This window comes from Arthrobacter sp. TJ-58, assembly GCF_058269295.1.
Window position 1 is genome coordinate 352,507 of sequence record NZ_JBZCNM010000002.1, and the last position, 17,510, is coordinate 370,016.

15 protein-coding genes are annotated in these 17,510 nt (G+C 66.0%); 10 read left to right on the forward strand and 5 right to left on the reverse strand.

Features of this window, described 5'->3' with window-relative positions; genetic code table 11:
* The first annotated feature begins 129 nt into the window (after nucleotides 1-129).
* The 4 genes from AC4D2W_RS07820 (at nucleotide 130) to AC4D2W_RS07835 (ending at nucleotide 4,370) form a co-directional block, all read left to right on the forward strand.
* The gene (locus AC4D2W_RS07820; RefSeq protein WP_490926359.1) at nucleotides 130-837 is read left to right on the forward strand and encodes a demethylmenaquinone methyltransferase; all 708 of its coding nucleotides are present in this window, start codon (nucleotides 130-132) and stop codon (nucleotides 835-837) included.
* Entirely contained in the window at nucleotides 838-2,187 is a 1,350-nt protein-coding gene (locus tag AC4D2W_RS07825) for a geranylgeranyl reductase family protein (protein WP_490926360.1), read from the forward strand.
* On the forward strand, nucleotides 2,180-3,241 hold the full coding sequence (locus AC4D2W_RS07830; RefSeq protein ID WP_490926361.1) for a polyprenyl synthetase family protein: 1,062 nt from the start codon (nucleotides 2,180-2,182) through the stop codon (nucleotides 3,239-3,241). Before AC4D2W_RS07825 ends, AC4D2W_RS07830 begins: the two co-directional genes overlap by 8 nt.
* 142 nt (nucleotides 3,242-3,383) lie before the next feature.
* Nucleotides 3,384-4,370 (forward strand): lantibiotic dehydratase C-terminal domain-containing protein, encoded by a 987-nt coding sequence (locus AC4D2W_RS07835; protein WP_490926362.1) that lies wholly within the window; start codon nucleotides 3,384-3,386, stop codon nucleotides 4,368-4,370.
* Between the two features lie 28 nt (nucleotides 4,371-4,398).
* Here AC4D2W_RS07835 and AC4D2W_RS07840 read toward each other — a convergent pair whose 3' ends face one another.
* The 4 genes from AC4D2W_RS07840 to AC4D2W_RS07855 all read right to left on the reverse strand — a co-directional run bounded on the left by AC4D2W_RS07840 (nucleotide 4,399) and on the right by AC4D2W_RS07855 (nucleotide 7,679).
* Nucleotides 4,399-4,911, reverse strand: coding sequence for an HIT family protein (locus tag AC4D2W_RS07840; protein ID WP_490926363.1), 513 nt, complete (start codon nucleotides 4,909-4,911; stop codon nucleotides 4,399-4,401).
* A 24-nt stretch (nucleotides 4,912-4,935) separates the two neighbouring features.
* Entirely contained in the window at nucleotides 4,936-5,361 is a 426-nt protein-coding gene (locus AC4D2W_RS07845) for a hypothetical protein (protein ID WP_354178213.1), read from the reverse strand.
* A 78-nt stretch (nucleotides 5,362-5,439) separates the two neighbouring features.
* Entirely contained in the window at nucleotides 5,440-6,072 is a 633-nt protein-coding gene (locus tag AC4D2W_RS07850; RefSeq protein ID WP_490926364.1) for a putative glycolipid-binding domain-containing protein, read from the reverse strand.
* A 179-nt stretch (nucleotides 6,073-6,251) separates the two neighbouring features.
* On the reverse strand, nucleotides 6,252-7,679 hold the full coding sequence (locus AC4D2W_RS07855) for a PucR family transcriptional regulator (protein ID WP_490926365.1): 1,428 nt from the start codon (nucleotides 7,677-7,679) through the stop codon (nucleotides 6,252-6,254).
* 159 nt (nucleotides 7,680-7,838) lie between these two features.
* Between AC4D2W_RS07855 and AC4D2W_RS07860 the strand changes: the two genes are divergently transcribed.
* Nucleotides 7,839-9,269 carry a gamma-aminobutyraldehyde dehydrogenase gene (locus AC4D2W_RS07860; protein WP_490926366.1) on the forward strand — a complete coding sequence of 477 codons (1,431 nt, stop codon included), beginning with the start codon at nucleotides 7,839-7,841 and terminating at the stop codon, nucleotides 9,267-9,269.
* Nucleotides 9,270-9,354: 85 nt separating this feature from the next.
* Nucleotides 9,355-10,710, forward strand: a complete 1,356-nt coding sequence (gene gabT / locus AC4D2W_RS07865; RefSeq protein WP_490926367.1) for a 4-aminobutyrate--2-oxoglutarate transaminase — start codon at nucleotides 9,355-9,357, stop codon at nucleotides 10,708-10,710.
* Nucleotides 10,711-10,738: 28 nt separating this feature from the next.
* On the opposite strand, the gene AC4D2W_RS07870 is transcribed toward gabT, so the two are convergent.
* A complete protein-coding gene (locus AC4D2W_RS07870; RefSeq protein ID WP_490926368.1) occupies nucleotides 10,739-11,419 on the reverse strand; it encodes a TetR/AcrR family transcriptional regulator in 681 nt (226 codons plus the stop codon).
* A gap of 32 nt (nucleotides 11,420-11,451) precedes the next feature.
* On the opposite strand from AC4D2W_RS07870, the gene AC4D2W_RS07875 reads away from it, so the two are divergent.
* From AC4D2W_RS07875 to AC4D2W_RS07890, 4 genes are all read left to right on the forward strand, one after another.
* Nucleotides 11,452-12,969, forward strand: coding sequence for a flavin monoamine oxidase family protein (locus AC4D2W_RS07875; protein ID WP_490926369.1), 1,518 nt, complete (start codon nucleotides 11,452-11,454; stop codon nucleotides 12,967-12,969).
* A gap of 8 nt (nucleotides 12,970-12,977) precedes the next feature.
* Nucleotides 12,978-13,865 carry a universal stress protein gene (locus tag AC4D2W_RS07880; RefSeq protein ID WP_490926370.1) on the forward strand — a complete coding sequence of 296 codons (888 nt, stop codon included), beginning with the start codon at nucleotides 12,978-12,980 and terminating at the stop codon, nucleotides 13,863-13,865.
* Entirely contained in the window at nucleotides 13,862-15,403 is a 1,542-nt protein-coding gene (locus AC4D2W_RS07885) for an APC family permease (RefSeq protein WP_490926371.1), read from the forward strand. Before AC4D2W_RS07880 ends, AC4D2W_RS07885 begins: the two co-directional genes overlap by 4 nt.
* 466 nt (nucleotides 15,404-15,869) lie before the next feature.
* Entirely contained in the window at nucleotides 15,870-17,465 is a 1,596-nt protein-coding gene (locus AC4D2W_RS07890; protein ID WP_490926372.1) for a CAP domain-containing protein, read from the forward strand.
* The last annotated feature ends 45 nt before the right edge of the window (nucleotides 17,466-17,510 follow it).

A 17,510-nucleotide genomic window follows, 5' to 3' on the forward strand; every position in this document is an offset into this window, starting at 1 on the left:
AGCCTACTCCTCGCGGCGGTATGCCCGGGCGTGCTTTCGGCGCCGCTGCGGGGGATGAGGCTCCTGCCCGTGAGGCGAAAGACACGGCGCGCGTTCGGTCCCTAGGACATTCTTTGAGACAATGATCGAGTGAAGCGCGCATCGTTGGAAAAACGCCCGGATGAAGTCGCTGCCATGTTTGATGACGTGGCACCGAAATACGACATCGTTAATGACGTGCTGTCCATGGGACAGACCCGCCGCTGGCGCCGCCTGGTGGTGGATGCCGTGGGTGCCCAGCCCGGCCAGCGGGTGCTTGACCTGGCCGCCGGGACCGGCACATCGAGTGAACCGTACGCGGATGCCGGCATTGATGTGGTGGCCTGCGACTTCTCCCTGGGCATGCTCAAGGTGGGCAAGCGCCGCCGTCCCGACATTGACTTTGTTGCCGGTGATGCCACCAACCTGCCGTTCGAGGACAACTCCTTCGACGCCTCCACCATTTCCTTCGGCCTGCGCAACGTGAACGAGCCCAAGAAGGCGCTCGCGGAAATGCTGCGGGTCACCAAGCCCGGCGGGCGCCTGGTCATCGCCGAGTTCTCTTCGCCCACCGTGCCCGTCTTCCGCACCGTCTACACGGAATACCTGATGCGGGCCCTTCCCGCCATCGCCCGCAAGGTGGCCTCCAACCCGGATGCCTATGTTTACCTCGCCGAGTCCATCCGAGCCTGGCCCAACCAGGACGGACTGGCTGCCTGGATCTCGGAAACCGGCTGGGACGACGTGGCTTACCGGAACCTCACCGGCGGCATTGTGGCTATCCACCGCGCCGTGAAGCCGGGTAGGACAGCCAGCTAAGTGAAGGTCCTCATTGTTGGAGCCGGCCCAGCCGGTTCCACCGCTGCTTACTACCTTGCCCGTGCGGGTGTGGACGTCACGGTCCTGGAAAAAACCGCCTTTCCGCGGGAAAAGGTGTGCGGCGACGGACTGACGCCCCGCGCCGTCCGCGAAATCCAGCTCCTGGGCCTGCCTCATGAGGAGTCCGAAGGCTGGCGCCGCAACAAGGGCCTGCGCCTGATCGCTGCGGGCCGGACCGTTGAACTGCCCTGGCCAGTGCTCTCCAATTTCCCCGATTACGGGTTGATCCGCACCCGCCTGGGCTTTGACGAGGCCCTGGCCCGCCATGCCCAGGACGCCGGCGCGCTCATCCTGGAGCGCCATTCGGTGACGTCCGCCCTTCGCGGCGACGACGGCCGGGTCACCGGAGTGGTGGCCAACGTGCTCGACGACGCCGGCCGGCGCACCGGGGAAACCCGTGAGTTCTTTGCCGACGTGGTGCTGGCGGCGGACGGCAACTCCAGCCGCACGGCGCTGAGCCTCGGCATCGAAAAGCGCGACGACCGGCCCCTCGGCGTTGCCGTGCGCACGTACTTCCAGAGCCCGCGCACCAACGATGACTGGATGGAAGGCTGGCTGGAACTGCCCGACGCCGCCGGAAACCCCCTGCCCGGCTACGGCTGGGTGTTCGGCGTGGGAGACGGCACGTCCAATGTGGGCCTGGGTATCCTGAACTCCTCCAAGGAATTCGGCAAGCTGGACTACCGCAAGGTCCTGCGCGACTGGACTGACGGCATGCCTGCCGAGTGGGGCTTCACGCCGGAAAACCAGGTGGGGGAGATCCGCGGCGCGGCGCTGCCGATGGGCTTCAACCGCACCCCGCACTACTCTCCGGGCCTGCTGCTGCTTGGCGACGCCGGCGGCATGGTCAGCCCGTTCAACGGCGAGGGCATCTCCTATGCCATGGAATCCGCACGGTTCGCGGCGGACTTCATTGTGGCCGCCGAAGCCGAGGCACGCACTCCGGGAATCCTGTCCGCCCAGGCAGCCTTCGACTACCGGCTTTCCGGCTACGCGGACCACATCCGCGCAGAGTGGGGAAGCCACTTCACCCTGGGCCGGATCTTCGCCGGATTGATCGGCAAACCGGCCATCATGAAGCTTGCCCTGCGCACCGGCATGCCCCTTCCCGTGCTGATGAAGTTTGTGGTGCGGATGCTGGCCAACCTCACGGACCGCAATGACAAGGCTTTGGAGGATAGAGTTATTGCCGTGCTGGAAGCACTTGTCCCGGCAGCCTCGAACCAAGACGGGCCCTCCCGCCCGCAGTCCAACCCGCTCCGACGAAAAGTTAGTTCACACCGTGACTGAATCCTCGAACACCAGCCCGGACATTGCCGCTGACGATGCCTCGCCCGCCCTGCCGGCAGGATTTGCGCTCATTGCCGAAGACCCCCAGCTGGGCCCTTCCATTGCCGCATCCCTGGAACTGGTGGAAACCCGGCTCCTGGAAGCGATCGCCAACGCCGATCCTTTTGCCGATGCGACTTCGCGCCACCTGGCCCAGGCCGGCGGCAAGCGGATCCGCCCGCTGCTGGCGCTGCTGGCCGCCCACCTGGGTCCCGAGCCGGTGAACGACGCCGTCATCCAGGCCGCCGTCGTCGTCGAACTGACGCACTTGGCCACGCTCTACCACGACGACGTCATGGACTCGGCGCCGATGCGCCGCGGTGCGCCCACCGCCCACGAGGTGTGGGGAAACTCGGTGGCGGTGCTGACCGGAGACCTGATTTTTGCCCGTGCCTCCTCGCTGGTGTCCGAGCTCGGCGGCGAAGCCCTGGGCATTCAGGCCCGCACCTTTGAACGGCTTTGCATGGGCCAGCTGCATGAAACGGTGGGACCGCGTGAAGGCCAGGATCCGCTGGAACACTACCTGTCCGTCATCTCCGGCAAAACAGCGTCGCTGATTGCGGCGGCCGGAGAGTTCGGCTCGCTCTTCTCCGGCGCAGACCGCCGGGCCATCAACGTGATGGTGGAGTACGGCGAGAAGGTGGGCACCGCGTTCCAGCTGGCCGACGACGTCATTGACGTCACCGGCCTCGAGGCCAAATCCGGAAAGACCCCGGGCACCGACCTTCGGGAAGGCGTGCCCACCCTGCCGGTGCTGCTGCTGCGCCGCAACGCCGCTGCGGGGGACGCCGACGCGGCCGCCGTCCTGGAACTGGTGGACGGGGACCTGAGCTCGGATGCCGCACTGGCCGCCGCCGTGCGTGCACTGCGCGGCAACCCGGCCACGGCCGAGGCCTGGGCCGTAGCCCGGCAGTGGTCCGACGAAGCCGTCGCCGCGCTGCAGCCGCTGCCGGACACCGTGGTCAAGCAGGCACTGGCCAGCTTTGCCGTGGCCGTGGTGGAGCGGGACGTCTAGGGGCGGACCTTAACGGAAGCGGCCGCCCCCGGCAAGCCATGTAAGCATACTTACTATATTTTTTCTGCAGGTCAGAAGGCACTTTCCGGGTCTCTGCAACGCTGTGAACCACTACGCCATAGTAGATTCCAGGGGAGTGATCATGAGCCAAGTTGTGTCCACGCGCCGTGAAGTGCAGCAGGCCGGGGCGGTGCCGGCCAGGTCCTTGCCGCAGAAGGCTGAGGTGACGGGCTGGTGGGTGCTGACGGTGCAGCCGGCGCGTCCGGAGGTGTGTGACGGCGTCGTCAGGCACGTGGTCACGCCGCTGACTGCCCAGGCCAAATTGTGGGGGGCCGAGCGGATCTTCTACTTACGGCGTCTGGATGCCAGGGAACCGAGCGTACAGGTGCATTTTTTGGTCCGGGGCGAGATCGCGGGCCGCCTGAAGCGCTTTGCACAGGCTCTCGCGATCCAGTGCTCGCCCCAGCTGGGGGAGCTGGATCTTTTCGAGAAACACCGCGGCGAATACCCGCCACCCCAGGGGCAGCCAGCCACGCCGCACATCGAGGCAGTCATGGCTTCCTTCGGAGGCATCAAGGGTATTGCGCTCACCAGCGAAGCGGCGGAACTTTCCTCGGACCTCGCGGCTTGGGCACTGGGCCGTTTTGCCGCGGCCGGCACCCGCTCGGCGTTCGCGGCCCTGCTTCTCCACGACACGGCTTATGCCATGATGCGCGGACCCCGTTCGGCACTGTGGCCGGATCGCCGGGCGCTTAGCTGGGACTACTACTGGACGAGGCATCTGCGCAGCTGCACGGAGTCTTTTGGACCCCAGGCGGAACGCGCACGCCAAGCCCTGACATTGCGGACGGCTGCACAGATCGTTCCCGCACTCAATATCATGTCCGCCATCGCTGCCGAGCCGTCCGTCGACACCTGGCGTAAGCGCTGGAGCCGCGCCGTGGATTCTTACCTGTACCAGGCGGATAAGGCCCGCATCAGCCGCAGCGCGGAGTTCCTGACCCTTTATCAAAGCCGAAAGTTGATCAACCGGTTTGGCATTACTCCCCAGGAGGAAGCCGCGCTTGGCCTTTACGCCCATGCCTGGAGCCGGGACCGTGAACCCGAGACTGACCGGTCACGGCCGTAGGGCCGGGGGCGATACTCGCGGCGCAGCATCAATGCCGGGTCGGTCCGCCCGATAGGACGGCGCGAAGTTCGGCGGCCTTGCGGGCCCGGACGGCCGGCGGCACGATGGGCCGCTTCGGCGTGAAATACAGTCCGTCATCGGTCCAGCGGGGCAGCACATGCTGGTGGTAATGCCACACATGCTGGCTGCCCGCCGGCTCGTTGTGTTGCCGGGTGGTCACGCCGTCGGGCCGCCAGGCCTTTTTGATGGCCACCGCCATGTCCCGGGTGACGAGCATGATGCGGGCAGCGACGTCGTCGGGCAGTTCATAGAGCAGCTCGAAGTGCTCCCGCGGCGTCACCAGGACGTGGCCCGGCTCCGGATCAAAGCCGTGCGATGCGATGAACGCCAGCACCAGCTCATCGGAATACACCAGGTCCCCGGGTTCGCAGAGGTTCCCGGGGGAGGTGAAATCCCCGGATGCCATGTCACAGAACGGACACTGGTAGTTTTCCGGCGCGTGGCTGGGCCACACATCATTAACGGTGCCGTGCTGCTGCATTCAGGTTCCTTCCGGGGGTAGGGCTTAGTTGGGATCTTCCTCGAAGACCCACTCGAACATGTCAAAGACGTATTCGCTGAAGGTGCCCTCTTCGCTCTGCCAGTCACCGCGGGCGTTGTTGCGGCGCCAGACGATCGGGTCCGGGACATCCAGCTGGTCCACGCGGAAGCCCCACGCGAACTTCTCGTCCTCGTCTTCCAGGAAGAGCAGGTAACCGTCTTCGATTTCCAGCTCGTCCGGATCCCAGAAGAAGTGGTACGCCTCCATGAGGTCTTCGCTGTTGCCCAGGGCAAGGTAAAACTCTCGCAGCACCAGGGGAATGGGGAAGTCGTGGGCGTCCAGCATCTCATTCAGGATGTCTGCGGGGATGCCGTCTTCTTCTTCGCGCCAGTCGTCCTCAAGATACTTGGGGACCAGGGCTTTGAATTTGTCCAGGAACATTTGGCTCAATGGGGTCTCCAAAATTGCGGGTGGTGTACTTCAATCCTAGCCGCGGCCGGAGGCAGCCCGGTGCACCCGGCGGCCGGCTCAGTGCATGCGGCGGGCGAGCCCGGGGTAGTCAATGACAACTCCGTCGGCGTCCACGGTCAGCTCCGCGGTGAAGCCGTGGGAGGTGGAACTGAAGAGCACCACGCCGTAGCCCCGGTCCCGGTCATAGGCGGAAACCTGCGAATACACCTGATCGCTGGGCAGGACCCGCAGGCTGGGCATTTCCACCCGCGCTGCGGTGAGCTTGGTGTCATCGGCCGGGGCGGAGGCAGTCAGCAGGTCCAGGCGAAGAACGGGCATGGTGTTGGTCAGGGGGCACAGGGCCAGGTCGATATCCTGGGCGTTGTCCAAGGCGCCGGGATCCTCGATTCCCGGGACGGGCAGACCCGCATCGCCGGATTCCTGGGTCTCGGCGGACCACTTGCCGTCACCGGATCGGGTCAGTTCCAGCGATCTGGACCAGCCCTGTCCCTCCACCCGGATGGAGAAGCGGGTGGTTACCCAGCCCGGAGACGTGGACAGCGACCATGACGCGGAATACTCGCCGGTGGTGGAAGTGCCGCTGGCAGCGAGTTCCCGGGAGCGGAAGGAGACCGCTGCGGTGTCCTGGCGTGCGGAGTCATCCTCGCCCTGCCAGCGGATGGTTCGGGCCGGCTGCACGCTGTTGGTCATCCCTCCAGAATATGGTTACCGGGCGGTAACGGGCAACGAGGGTTTTTGCAGGCTCACACCGCGCCGAATGTGGAGATAATGCCCCTGCGCCCCCCGAGTGTCGAGGCGATACTCTTTTCAGCGCCTCAATGCGGCGCCATCTCTACGCTCGATGAGCCGGTGCGGCGTCATCTCTACACTCACACCGCGCCGAGGCCGAGCCTGCGGACGTTCAGCGCCAGGAACAAATGCACGCGGTCCGCGGTCACTGCCGGATCGTAGCCGGTCAGCTCGGTGATCTGCCCCAGCCGGTAGCGCACGGTGTTCCGGTGCAGGCCCAGCTCATCGGCTACTGCAGCCACCGATCCGTTCAGGGCCAAATACTGTTCCAGTGTTTCCAGCAGCTTCGCATCATGGCCGGCGTCGAAATCCGTCAAGGGGTCCAGCGCCTCAGCGGCCAGATCTGCCAGCGGAACGTCGGTGCCGGACATCAGCAGCGAGGTGAGGCTCAGCCGCTCGGGTTCGTTGATGCTTTGTCCGCGCTGCAGGGACTCCTTGGCCTCAAAATAGCTCCAGCGCAGTCCGGCGCTCTCCGCATAGGAACCGCCCACGCCAATTTTCGCCGTCAGCCCGCTGCCGTAGAGATAATCGCGCAGGATGCCGGCCAGGTCGGTGCGGGCTCCCTCCGGAACCACCACGGCAAGCCGCCCGTCGACGACGGCGGTGGCGGCGCCGTCGAACTCTGCGGGCAGCGGCAGCGTGGGCAGCGAACGCACCTGGCCTGAGGCCACCTCCACCAGAAAGGTCAGGTGCCGCCTGGCCATGGAGATCCCGGCGCCCTGGAGACGGAGCGCGGCGTCGTTTCCGGCCAGCCGCCCGGCCACGACGTCGGTAAGCAGCTGCCCGGTCACTGCCCGGTCGCGGGCGCGGCGGCGGGCCTGGTTGCTCAGCTCCACGCTGATCAGGCTTTGTGCGTAGGCCACGATGTCGGGGCGCCGGTAGGGTTCGGTGATCACCAGGGCGCAGCGGTCCCGCAGCCCGGTGGCGATGGGAACGCGGTGCCTGGACGCAGTGTCGCCGGCATCGGAACCGGTCGCGAACACCCGTGCACCGTACTGGTGCAGGGACACGTGGTTGCCCAGCAGCCCGGCGAGTTCCTGCAGCAGTCCCGGCAGGCCCTTGCCGCCCAGCAGTGCTCCGGCCAGGGACTGGTGGGCGGCCAGCAGTTCCCGGAGCTGGGTGACGTGGTCCGCAGACAGCGCATCGGCCACCATCTTGCCCAGGGCCACAAACGGAGTTTGATACGGCACTTCGAACACGGGCAGGCCCTGGCGGTTGGCGGCATCGATCAGGGCGGCCGGCACCTTTGCATGGCTCAGGCCGGTGCCGAAGCCGATGGCCAGTGCCCCCGCCCGGTGCACGCTCTCCACGAAGCTGCGCTGCACCGCCCCGGTGCGCTGCCGAAGTCCCGTGGTCAGGACCACCTCGCCGCCGCCGAGGAAGGGAAGCGGATCCTCAAGTTCGGTGACGGCCACCCACTGCAGGGGAGCGGCGGCAACCGCAGCGGTGCCGTGCTGGATCAGGTCCAGCCCGGGAGCGGCCAGGAGGTCGGAAAGGAAAATCGGCATGGGGTAACTATAGGGGTGGCCATTTGGGCGTCTGCACAGGCGGCACGGTGTGTTCTTGTCCTGTTGCCCCTATGTGACCTGCGTTGCACGGCATAGGTTGGGAGAAAAGCCCCGGGCAACGGAGTCCGGGGACCGCCTTCTGAAAGGACAGTGCAAGCCATGGCCCAGACGCTGCAGAACTTTATCAACGGAGAGTTTGTTCCGGCACGGGGAACCGAGCAGCTGGAAATCATCAACCCGGTCAACGGCGAAGTGGTTGCCTCGTCTCCCGTCTCCGTGCAGGCGGACGTCGACGCCGCCATGGCCGCCGCCGCCGCGGCCTTCACCACCTGGAAGCGGACCACCCCGTCCGAACGCCAGCTGATGCTGCTGCGCCTGGCTGACGCGCTGGAAGCCAATTCGGATGAGCTCGTGGAGGCCCAGCACCGCAACACGGGACAGGTTCCTTCCGTCATCGCGGCGGAGGAAGTAGCAGTGGGTGCTGATCAGCTGCGGTTCTTCGCCGGTGCGGCCCGCCTCCTGGAGGGCAAGTCCGCAGGGGAGTACCTGGAGGGGCACACCTCCTTCGTCCGCCGTGAGCCGATCGGCGTCGTCGCCCAGGTTGCGCCCTGGAACTATCCGCTGCTGATGGCCATCTGGAAGATCGGCCCCGCGCTCGCCGCCGGCAACACCGTGGTGCTCAAACCCTCCGACACCACCCCCGAATCCACGCTGGTCCTGGCCCGCCTCGCCGGCGAAATCTTCCCCGCCGGCGTCCTGAACGTCATCCTGGGCACCGGCGAAACCGGCGCCGCCATGGTGGAGCATCCCGTGCCCGGCCTGGTCTCCATCACCGGGTCCGTCCGCGCCGGCATCGCCGTGGCTTCCGGCGCAGCCAAGACGCTCAAGCGCGCCCACCTGGAACTGGGCGGAAAAGCACCGGCAGTGGTCTTCGCGGACGCGGATCTGCAGAAGACCGCCCAGGCCGTGGCTGAATTCTCCTTCTTCAACGCCGGCCAGGACTGCACCGCCATCACCCGCGTCCTGGTTGAGGAATCCGCGCAGGACGAGTTTGTGTCTGCCCTGGTGGAACACACCAAGACCCTGCAGACCGGGAACGAGGATTCCGAAGAGAACTACTTCGGTCCGCTGAACAACATCAACCACTTCAATGCGGTCAATGCAGTCATCGACTCCCTGCCGGAGCACTGCAGCATTGCCACCGGCGGCAAGCGGGCCGGCGCCAAGGGTTTCTTCTTCGAGCCCACCGTCATCACCGGCGCACGCCAGGACGATGACATTGTGCAGAAGGAAACCTTCGGCCCGGTCATCACGGTGCAGAGCTTCAGCACCGAGGAAGAAGCCGTGGAAATGGCCAACGACGTCGAATACGCGCTGGCTTCCAGCGTCTGGACCTCCAACCACGGCCGCGCCATGCGCCTGGCCCGCGACCTGGACTTCGGCGCCGTCTGGATCAACACCCACATCCTGCTGACGGCCGAAATGCCGCACGGCGGATTCAAGAGCTCCGGCTACGGCAAGGACCTGTCCATGTACGGCGTGGAGGACTACACCCGGATCAAGCACGTCATGACCGCACTGGACGCCTAACCGGCACGCACCGCCACGGCGGCGCTGAATGCCCTGCCAAGACGCACCACCAACAACCCGCAGCACCGTTTGAAAGGCACAACCCATGAGCACCCAAGCCGTCTCACCCGCCTACCGGCTGGAACAGAAGCGCAGTATCAACGGCACCTTCCCCGGACCCAAGTCCGCTGAACTGAACCGCCGCCGGGTGGCCGTAGTCGCCAAGGGGGTTGCCTCCTCGGTGCCGGTCTATGTCTCTGATGCCGACGGCGGGATCATCCGCGACGTGGACGGCAACTCCTTCATTGACCTGGGCTCCGGCATTGCCGTGACCAGCGTGGGCGCCTCGGACCCCGCCGTCGTGGACGCCGTCAAGGACCAGGTGGAGCACTTCACCCACACCTGCTTCATGGTGACCCCTTATGAGGGTTACATTGCGCTGGCCGAAAAGCTGCACGAAGTCACTCCCGGGGACCACGAAAAGCGCACCGTGCTCTTCAACTCCGGCGCCGAAGCCGTGGAAAACGCCATCAAGATTGCCCGGTCCGCCACCGGCCGCGACGCCGTCGTCGCCTTTGACCACGCCTACCACGGGCGCACCAACCTCACCATGGCGCTGACCGCCAAGGCCATGCCGTACAAGACCGGATTCGGGCCGTTCGCCTCCGAAATCTACCGGATGCCCATGAGCTACCCGTTCCGCGAGGAAAATCCGGAGATCACCGGCGCCGAAGCCGCGGACCGGGCCATCCTGGCCATTGAAAAGCAGATCGGCGCGGACCAGACGGCGGCCATCCTGATCGAGCCGATCCAGGGTGAAGGCGGCTTCATTGTTCCGGCCGAAGGCTTCCTGCCGCGGCTGGCCGAATGGGCCAAGTCCAAGGGGATCGTCTTCATTGCCGATGAAGTGCAGTCCGGCTTCTGCCGCACCGGGGAATGGTTCGCCGTGCAGCACGAGGGCGTCATTCCGGACATCCTGACCATGGCCAAGGGCATTGCCGGCGGCATGCCGCTTTCAGCCGTGACCGGCCGGGCGGAACTGCTCGACGCCGTCCACGCGGGCGGCCTGGGCGGCACCTACGGCGGCAACCCGGTTGCCTGCGCCGCCGCGCTGGCAGCCATCCAGACCATGGAAACCGCTGACCTGGCCGGCCGTGCCCGCCGGATCGAGGAAGTGGCGGTTCCGCGCCTGCGGCAGCTTGCGGAAGAAACCGGCGTAATCGGCGAGGTCCGCGGCCGCGGTGCCATGCTGGCGCTGGAATTCGTGAAGCCCGGAACCAAGACCCCGGACGCCGACATCACCAAGGCCGTTGCCGCGGCCTGCCTGGCCGAGGGCGTCATCGTCCTGACCTGCGGCACCTACGGCAACGTGGTGCGCCTGCTCCCGCCGCTGGTCATCGGCGAGGAACTGCTGGCGGACGCCCTGGACGTGCTGGAAGCGGCCGTCCGCGCCCTGGCCTGACCTGCCGGTTCCCCCGCAAGAAAAAGGCTCAGGCGGCGCCGGACTCCACCCGGAGTCCGGCGCGCCTGCCCAGGCCCGTCACCAGCGCGTCCAGCCCCGCTTCGAAGGCGGTGTCGGCAGCCCGACCTTCGGCACGGCCCGGCTGTTGCTGCACCGCAGCCGTGAAGTGCGGGCTGTCCGCCGCCAGCGTGCCGGTGTCAAAAATGTCAGCCGGCGCCCCGGCGTCGTACGCCGAGCCGTAAATAAAAGATTCCAGCGCGACAATGGCGGGCACTATGCGGTCCGCGGGCCAGCCCGCACGTTCCAGTCCTGCCGAGACTGTCTCGTACATCGCGAGCGTGCGCGGAGCGCCGCTGACCTGCAGCACGGCAATGACCGGAATCAGCGGCGTGTGCCGGGCAAAAACATCCCGGTAGGAACGCGCCCACTCGCGCAGCGCCTCGTCCCAGGGCAGGCTGGCAAACCCCGACACGTCCACTGAGGACATCGCGTAGTCCTGCAGCCAGCGCAGCACTTCCTGCTTGGATTCCACGTGGTTGTACAGGGCCGACGGCGCCACCCCCAGACGGCGGGCCAGTGCGGACATGGTGAGGGCTCCGTAACCGCCGGAGGAGATGACCGCCAGAGCTGCCGTCACAATCCGCTCCTGCGAAAGCACCCGTTTCACCGGCCGTCCGGCACTCCTGCGGCGGGTTTCGTCCCTTGTCATGTGCCCTTTTCCCTTCGGCGGTACAGGTCTTCATGGTGTCACACGGGGAATTGCGCCCATGGACCGGCTTCCCTGCACACGTGACGCACGCTACAGTTCTTCCAGTAAATGAATATCATTCATTTACTGGAAGAACGGCGGCCCTCCCGGCCGCGGGAAAGGACACCGTGAAAACGCTGGAACGTGACGTTGTAATCATTGGAGCCGGGCCCTCGGGCCTGAGCGCGGCCCGGAAGCTGAAGGCCGCAGGCCTGAGCGTGGCGGTGCTGGAAGCCCGCGACCGGGTGGGCGGACGCACCTGGACGGACACCATCGACGGCGCCATGCTGGAAATCGGCGGCCAGTGGGTTTCTCCCGACCAGACGGCCCTGATCGCCCTCCTTGAGGAACTGGGCCTGGAAACGTTCGAACGCTACCGCTCCGGCGACTCGGTCTACATTGCCCCGGACGGGACGCGCAGCACCTACACCGGTGAAATCTTCCCGGTGAACGCTGAGACGGAAAAGGAAATGCTCCGCCTCATCGAACTCCTGGACGTGCTGGCCGCGGAAACGGATCCGGCGGCACCCTGGAACCATCCCCGTGCCCGGGAACTGGACACCATCTCCTTCCATCACTGGCTCCGCGAGCAGTCCGCCGATGAAGAAGCGTGCAACAACATCGGACTGTTCGTAGCCGGCGGCATGCTCACCAAGCCCGCCCACGCCTTCTCCGCACTGCAGGCGCTGCTGATGGCCGCCTCCGCCGGCTCCTTCTCCAACCTGGTGGATGAGGACTTCATCCTGGACCGCCGCGTGGCGGGCGGGATGCAGCAGGTGTCCGAGCGCATGGCCGCGGACCTGGGCGACGACGTCGTCCTCTGTGCCCCCGTGCGCTTCGTGCGCTGGCCGGGGGAGGACGGCACCGCGCACGACGGCGTGACCGCCGTTGCCGACAATGTCACCGTTCACGCCCGCCGTGCCGTTATGGCCGTGCCGCCGAACCTGTATTCCCGGGTCTCCTTCGAGCCGCCGCTGCCGCGCCGCCAGCACCAGATGCACCAGCACCAGTCCCTGGGCCTGGTGATCAAGGTCCATGCCGTGTACTCCACCCCCTTCTGGCGGGAAGCCGGGCTGTCCGGCACCTGCTTCGGCGCCGGCGAGCTGGTCCAGGAAATCTACGACAACACCAACCACGAGGACCCGCGCGGCACCCTGGTCGGTTTCATTTCCGATGAGAAGGCCGACCGGATGTTCGAGCTGTCGGTTGAGGACCGCCGCAAGGCCATCCTGGCGTCCCTGGCGGCGTTCCTGGGTGACGAGGCACTGACGCCCGAGGTCTACTACGAATCGGACTGGGGCTCGGAGGAGTGGACGCGGGGAGCCTACGCGGCCAGCTATGACCTCGGCGGCCTGCACCGCTACGGCCCGGACCAGCTCAAGCCCGTCGGACCCATTTACTGGTCCTCCTCCGACCTCGCGGCCGAGGGGTACCAGCACGTGGACGGCGCGGTCCGGATGGGCCAGCTCACCGCCGAGCGCATCCTCGCCTCAGACCCCGGGAAGGGCTAGGCACGCCCATGCGCTACGTCGTCGGATACACCGCCAACGAACGGGGCAGGGATGCCCTGAACCTGGCCGCAGCCCTGGCCCGGACCCAGGACGCGGAGCTGGACCTGGTCATGGTTGACCCGGTGCACTCTCCCTACACAGCCGTCTATCCGCCCGAAAGCGGCTACCGGGACCTGCTGGAAGAACAGCTGGAACAGTGGCTCTCCGAAGGTCTGGCCCAGGTGCCCGACGACGTCCGGGCCGCCGGATACATCCGCAACGCCGACTCCGACGCGCACGGGCTCATTGACGCCGCGGAGGAGTTCGGCGCCGGCCTGATCGTGGTGGGCGCCTCGAGCAACGGGATGTTCAAGCGCTTCACCGTCGGCAGCGTGGCGAATGCCCTGCTCCACGCCGCGCAGGTTCCGGTGGCACTGGCGCCGCACGGCTACAGCCGGACCGCACCGCTGACCCGGATCACCTGCGCGGTGGGCAACCGCCGCGGCGCCGAAGACGTCCTGGAAACCGCGGTGCGGACCGCCGCGCGGAGCGGGCTACCCCTGCGCCTGGTCTCCCTGGTGGCCCTCGATGCTCCGTCCCGGGATGAAAATGCCGTGTTGGAGGCGCATCTGCATGCCGAGGACCGCCTCGCCCAAGCCCGGGAGCTGGCCGCCGGTCGGTGCCCGGTCACCGCCGTCGTTGCCTCCGGCCGCACGATCGAGAATGCGGTCGACGATCTGGACTTCGACGACGGCGACATCATGCTCATCGGTTCCAGCAGGCTGGCTGCAAACAATCAGCTTTTCCTCGGACCCACTGCCAGCAAGGTGCTGCGCAGCCTCCCCGTCCCCATGGTCGTGGTGCCCCGGAATTTCCGGGCCGGCGGCACATCCAGCCCCTCAGAGGTGACCACATGAGCTCCAGCAAAATACTTCCGGGCCGGGAAGGCGCCGCCGGCGGTCTCAGCCGCAAGGGACTGAAGGCGGGAACAGTAGGCCTGCTCGGGGCGGTGGTGATCGGCGTGTCCTGCATCGCGCCGGCGTACACGCTGACGGCCGGGCTGGGCCCAACCGTCTCCGAGGTGGGCGTGCAGTTGCCGGCCATCTTCCTGGTGGGCTTCATTCCCATGATCCTGGTGGCGCTGGGCTACCGGGAACTGAACAACGCGATGCCGGACTCAGGCACCTCCTTCACCTGGGCCACGCGTGCCTTTGGTCCGTGGATCGGCTGGATGGGCGGATGGGGACTGATCGCGGCCACCATCATCGTGCTCTCCAACCTCGCAGCGGTGGCCGTGGATTTCTTCTACCTCATGCTCGCGCAGGTCACCGGCAATGACTCCATTGCCGATCTGACCACCAACCTGCCGCTTAACATCCTCACCACCTGCATCTTTATTGCCGGCGCCTGCTGGATTTCCTACCGCGGGCTGGAAACCACCAAGGTCTTCCAATACGTCCTGGTGGGGTTCCAGCTGCTGGTTCTGGGCTGGTTCTCAGTGGCAGCGTTTATCCATGTAGGAGCGGGAACGGCGTTTGACGCCACTCCCATCACTGCCGAGTGGTTCAACCCCTTCGCCGTGGACTCCTTCTCCAGCTTCGCCGCGGGAGTGTCGCTGTCCATCTTTGTGTACTGGGGCTGGGACGTCACCCTGACCATGAACGAAGAAACGAAGGACCCGGACAAGACCCCGGGGCGGGCCGCCACCGTGACGGTGTTCGTGATTGTGCTGGTCTACATGATGGTGTCCCTTGCCGTGCTGGCCTATGCCGGAGTGGGCGAGGGCGAATTGGGGGCAGGAAACCCGGACAACCAGGAAAGCATCTTTGCGGTGCTGGCCGGTCCGGTGATGGGACCGTTTGCCATCCTCATGTCCCTGTCCATCCTCAGCAGCTCTGCCGCGTCGCTGCAGTCGACCTTCGTGTCGCCTGCACGGACACTGCTGGCCATGGGCCACTACCGTGCCCTGCCCCGGCGGTTCGGCAGCATCAGCCCGGTCCACAAGTCGCCGGGCTACGCCACGGTGGCCTCCGCCGTCGCCGCCGCAGGCTTTTACACGCTCACCCGGCTGCTCTCGGAAAACGCACTCTGGGACACCATTACCGCGCTGGGCCTGATGATCTGCTTCTACTACGGGATTACGGCAATGGCCTGTGTCTGGTTCTTCCGGGCGGAAGCGTTTAGCTCGCTGCGCAGCTTCCTGCTGAAATTCCTCGCCCCGCTGGCCGGCGCCGTCATCCTGTTCGTCATGTTCCTCAAGACCGCGGTGGATTCCCTGGACCCGGACTACGGGTCCGGGTCGTCCATCGGCGGTGTTGGGCTGGTGTTCATTCTGGGAACCGGCGTCATCGCCCTCGGTGTCGTGTTGATGCTGCTGATGTATTGGCGCAACCCGGGATATTTCCGCGGTGAAACCCTGCGGAAGGGTGCCGCGCTGCAGGCTTCGGAGCAGTAAGTTTCCGCCGAAGAATTCTTCGTGCAGCTGACGGGCTCAAAACCCGCACTGCGGAATCCTTCGTGCAGCTGACGGGCTCAAACTCCTCATTTGAGCCCCTTTAAGCCCGTCAGCTGCACGAGAGATTTTCCATAGCCCCGTTAGTTGCACGAAGGATGCCCGCGAGTCGCCGAGTGTCCAGCTTTGGCGGGTTCGGCGGCCATCGGGTTTCTCAGACAAGCGGAGGCTGAAGACGGCTTCGGTCCGCGCCTGGTGTGATCGTGCCTTATTCATCACAGTTCAGCGTGTCCAATTTGTTAACAGTGTTACTGGTGATATTGGAGGTGCCATTGTTTATTTAGGGACCCCTGCGGTAAGTTCACTGGGTTGCCCCGTGCCTTTTTGCCGGGCACCGCAGCTTTTGGGGGAAACTGCGCACGTTCCGGCTTCGGTGTTTTCACTGGGTCTCGAGGCATAAGGATGCCCTATGCGCATAAAGAAACTTGTGAGCGTCTTCGCGGCGCTTGCCATTGCACTGACGACGGCGGTGATCTCGATACCGTCCGCGTCGGCAAGCAGCTCAGGGGATGCGCAGTTCGCGCAACGCCTCTACACCCTGATCAACGATTACCGGGCGCAGTATGCGCTGGCACCGCTGCGCTGGAACGACCAGATGTCCGCGGAATCGCAGTCCTGGACCCAGCAGTCAGCGGACCAGGCCAACGTCCACGGCGCCGGTGTCTTCCAGCACAGCCCGGGGTCCTATGCCTTCCACGAAAACATCGTCTGGAACATGAGTGCCGATGAGGCCTTCAACTGGTGGGTGAATTCGCCGCTACACCGCGCGAACATGCTCGGAGCCTCGGACACGGATATTGGACTGGGTGCGGTCCAGCTGACCGCCGGCCCGAACCAGGGCGCGTATCTGGCAACCGCCAAGTTTGGCCGGTACTCGGTGTCTCCGGAGGAAGAAGCGGCAGCGCGCGAGGAAGCCAACCGTGCCGCCGCTGAGCAGGCTGCCCAGGAAGCTGCCGCCCGTGCCGCCGCTGAGCAGGCTGCTCAAGAGGCTGCTGCTCAAGAGGCTGCTGCTCAGAAGGCTGCAGCCGAGGCTGCGGTTGATAAGGCAGCTCAGGAAGCCGCCGCACGTGCTGCTGCGGACGAGGCTGCGGCCCGTGCTGCTGCCGAGCAGGCGGCTCAAGAGGCTGCTGCTCAGAAGGCTGCAGCCGACGCTGCGGCTGAGAAGGCAGCAGTTGAAAAGGCAGCTCAGGAAGCAGCCGCTCGTGCCGCTGCTGAAGAAGCTGCCCAGAACGCCGCCGTTGAAAAAGCCGCCGCGGAAGCCGCAGCCAAGGCTGTGGACGAAGCCGCGGCTCAAGCCGACGCTGAGAAAGCCGCCGCGGAAGCCGATGCCAGGGCTGCGGAAGAGGCAGCAGCTCGGAAGTCCGCCGATGACGCCGCTGCTCTCAAAACCGCCGCAGATGCTGTGGCTGAGCAGGCCGCCGCCAAGCAGGCCGATGATGCTGCAGCCCAGGCTCTCGCTGCAAAGGCTGCCGCCGAACAGGAAGCGCGCCTGGCCGCCGAGCAGGCAGCGGCCCGGGCCGCCGTCCCCGTCGCTACTGTGGAACAGGTTGTCTCCGGGCGGGACTCGCTCCTCACTGCATCGACACAGGGCAACGTGACAGCAGTTGCTTCCGGCAGCCAGCTGCGAATCTCCGGCCTCGGAGCCGGCGCCGCTTATGAAGTGGCTATTCCCTCCGCAGGGGTCAACCTGGGCACTGTTACTGCGGATGCCACGGGCTCGCTTGAGGCAGGCATTCCGGCCGTTTTGGCAGCCGGCGAACACAAGGTGGCTCTGTTCCGGGACGGAATCCTCGCAGGCTGGAGCACCTTCAGCGTGGAACAGGCAGTCACGGTCCTCGCCGCGCAGCAGGGTCCGGCCGCCGCGGATGGAACTGTGGAACTGGCCGCCACCGGTTTGAATGCGGCCGAACTGGCCATCGGCGGAATTGGAACCCTGATGGCGCTGACCGGTGCCGGTGCCCTCGCGGTGGTCCAGCGACAGCGCCAAACCGCGGCCCGGCGGTAGACGTCAAGACGCAGTAAAAAGCCCCCGCAGTCCGGTGAACCGGGC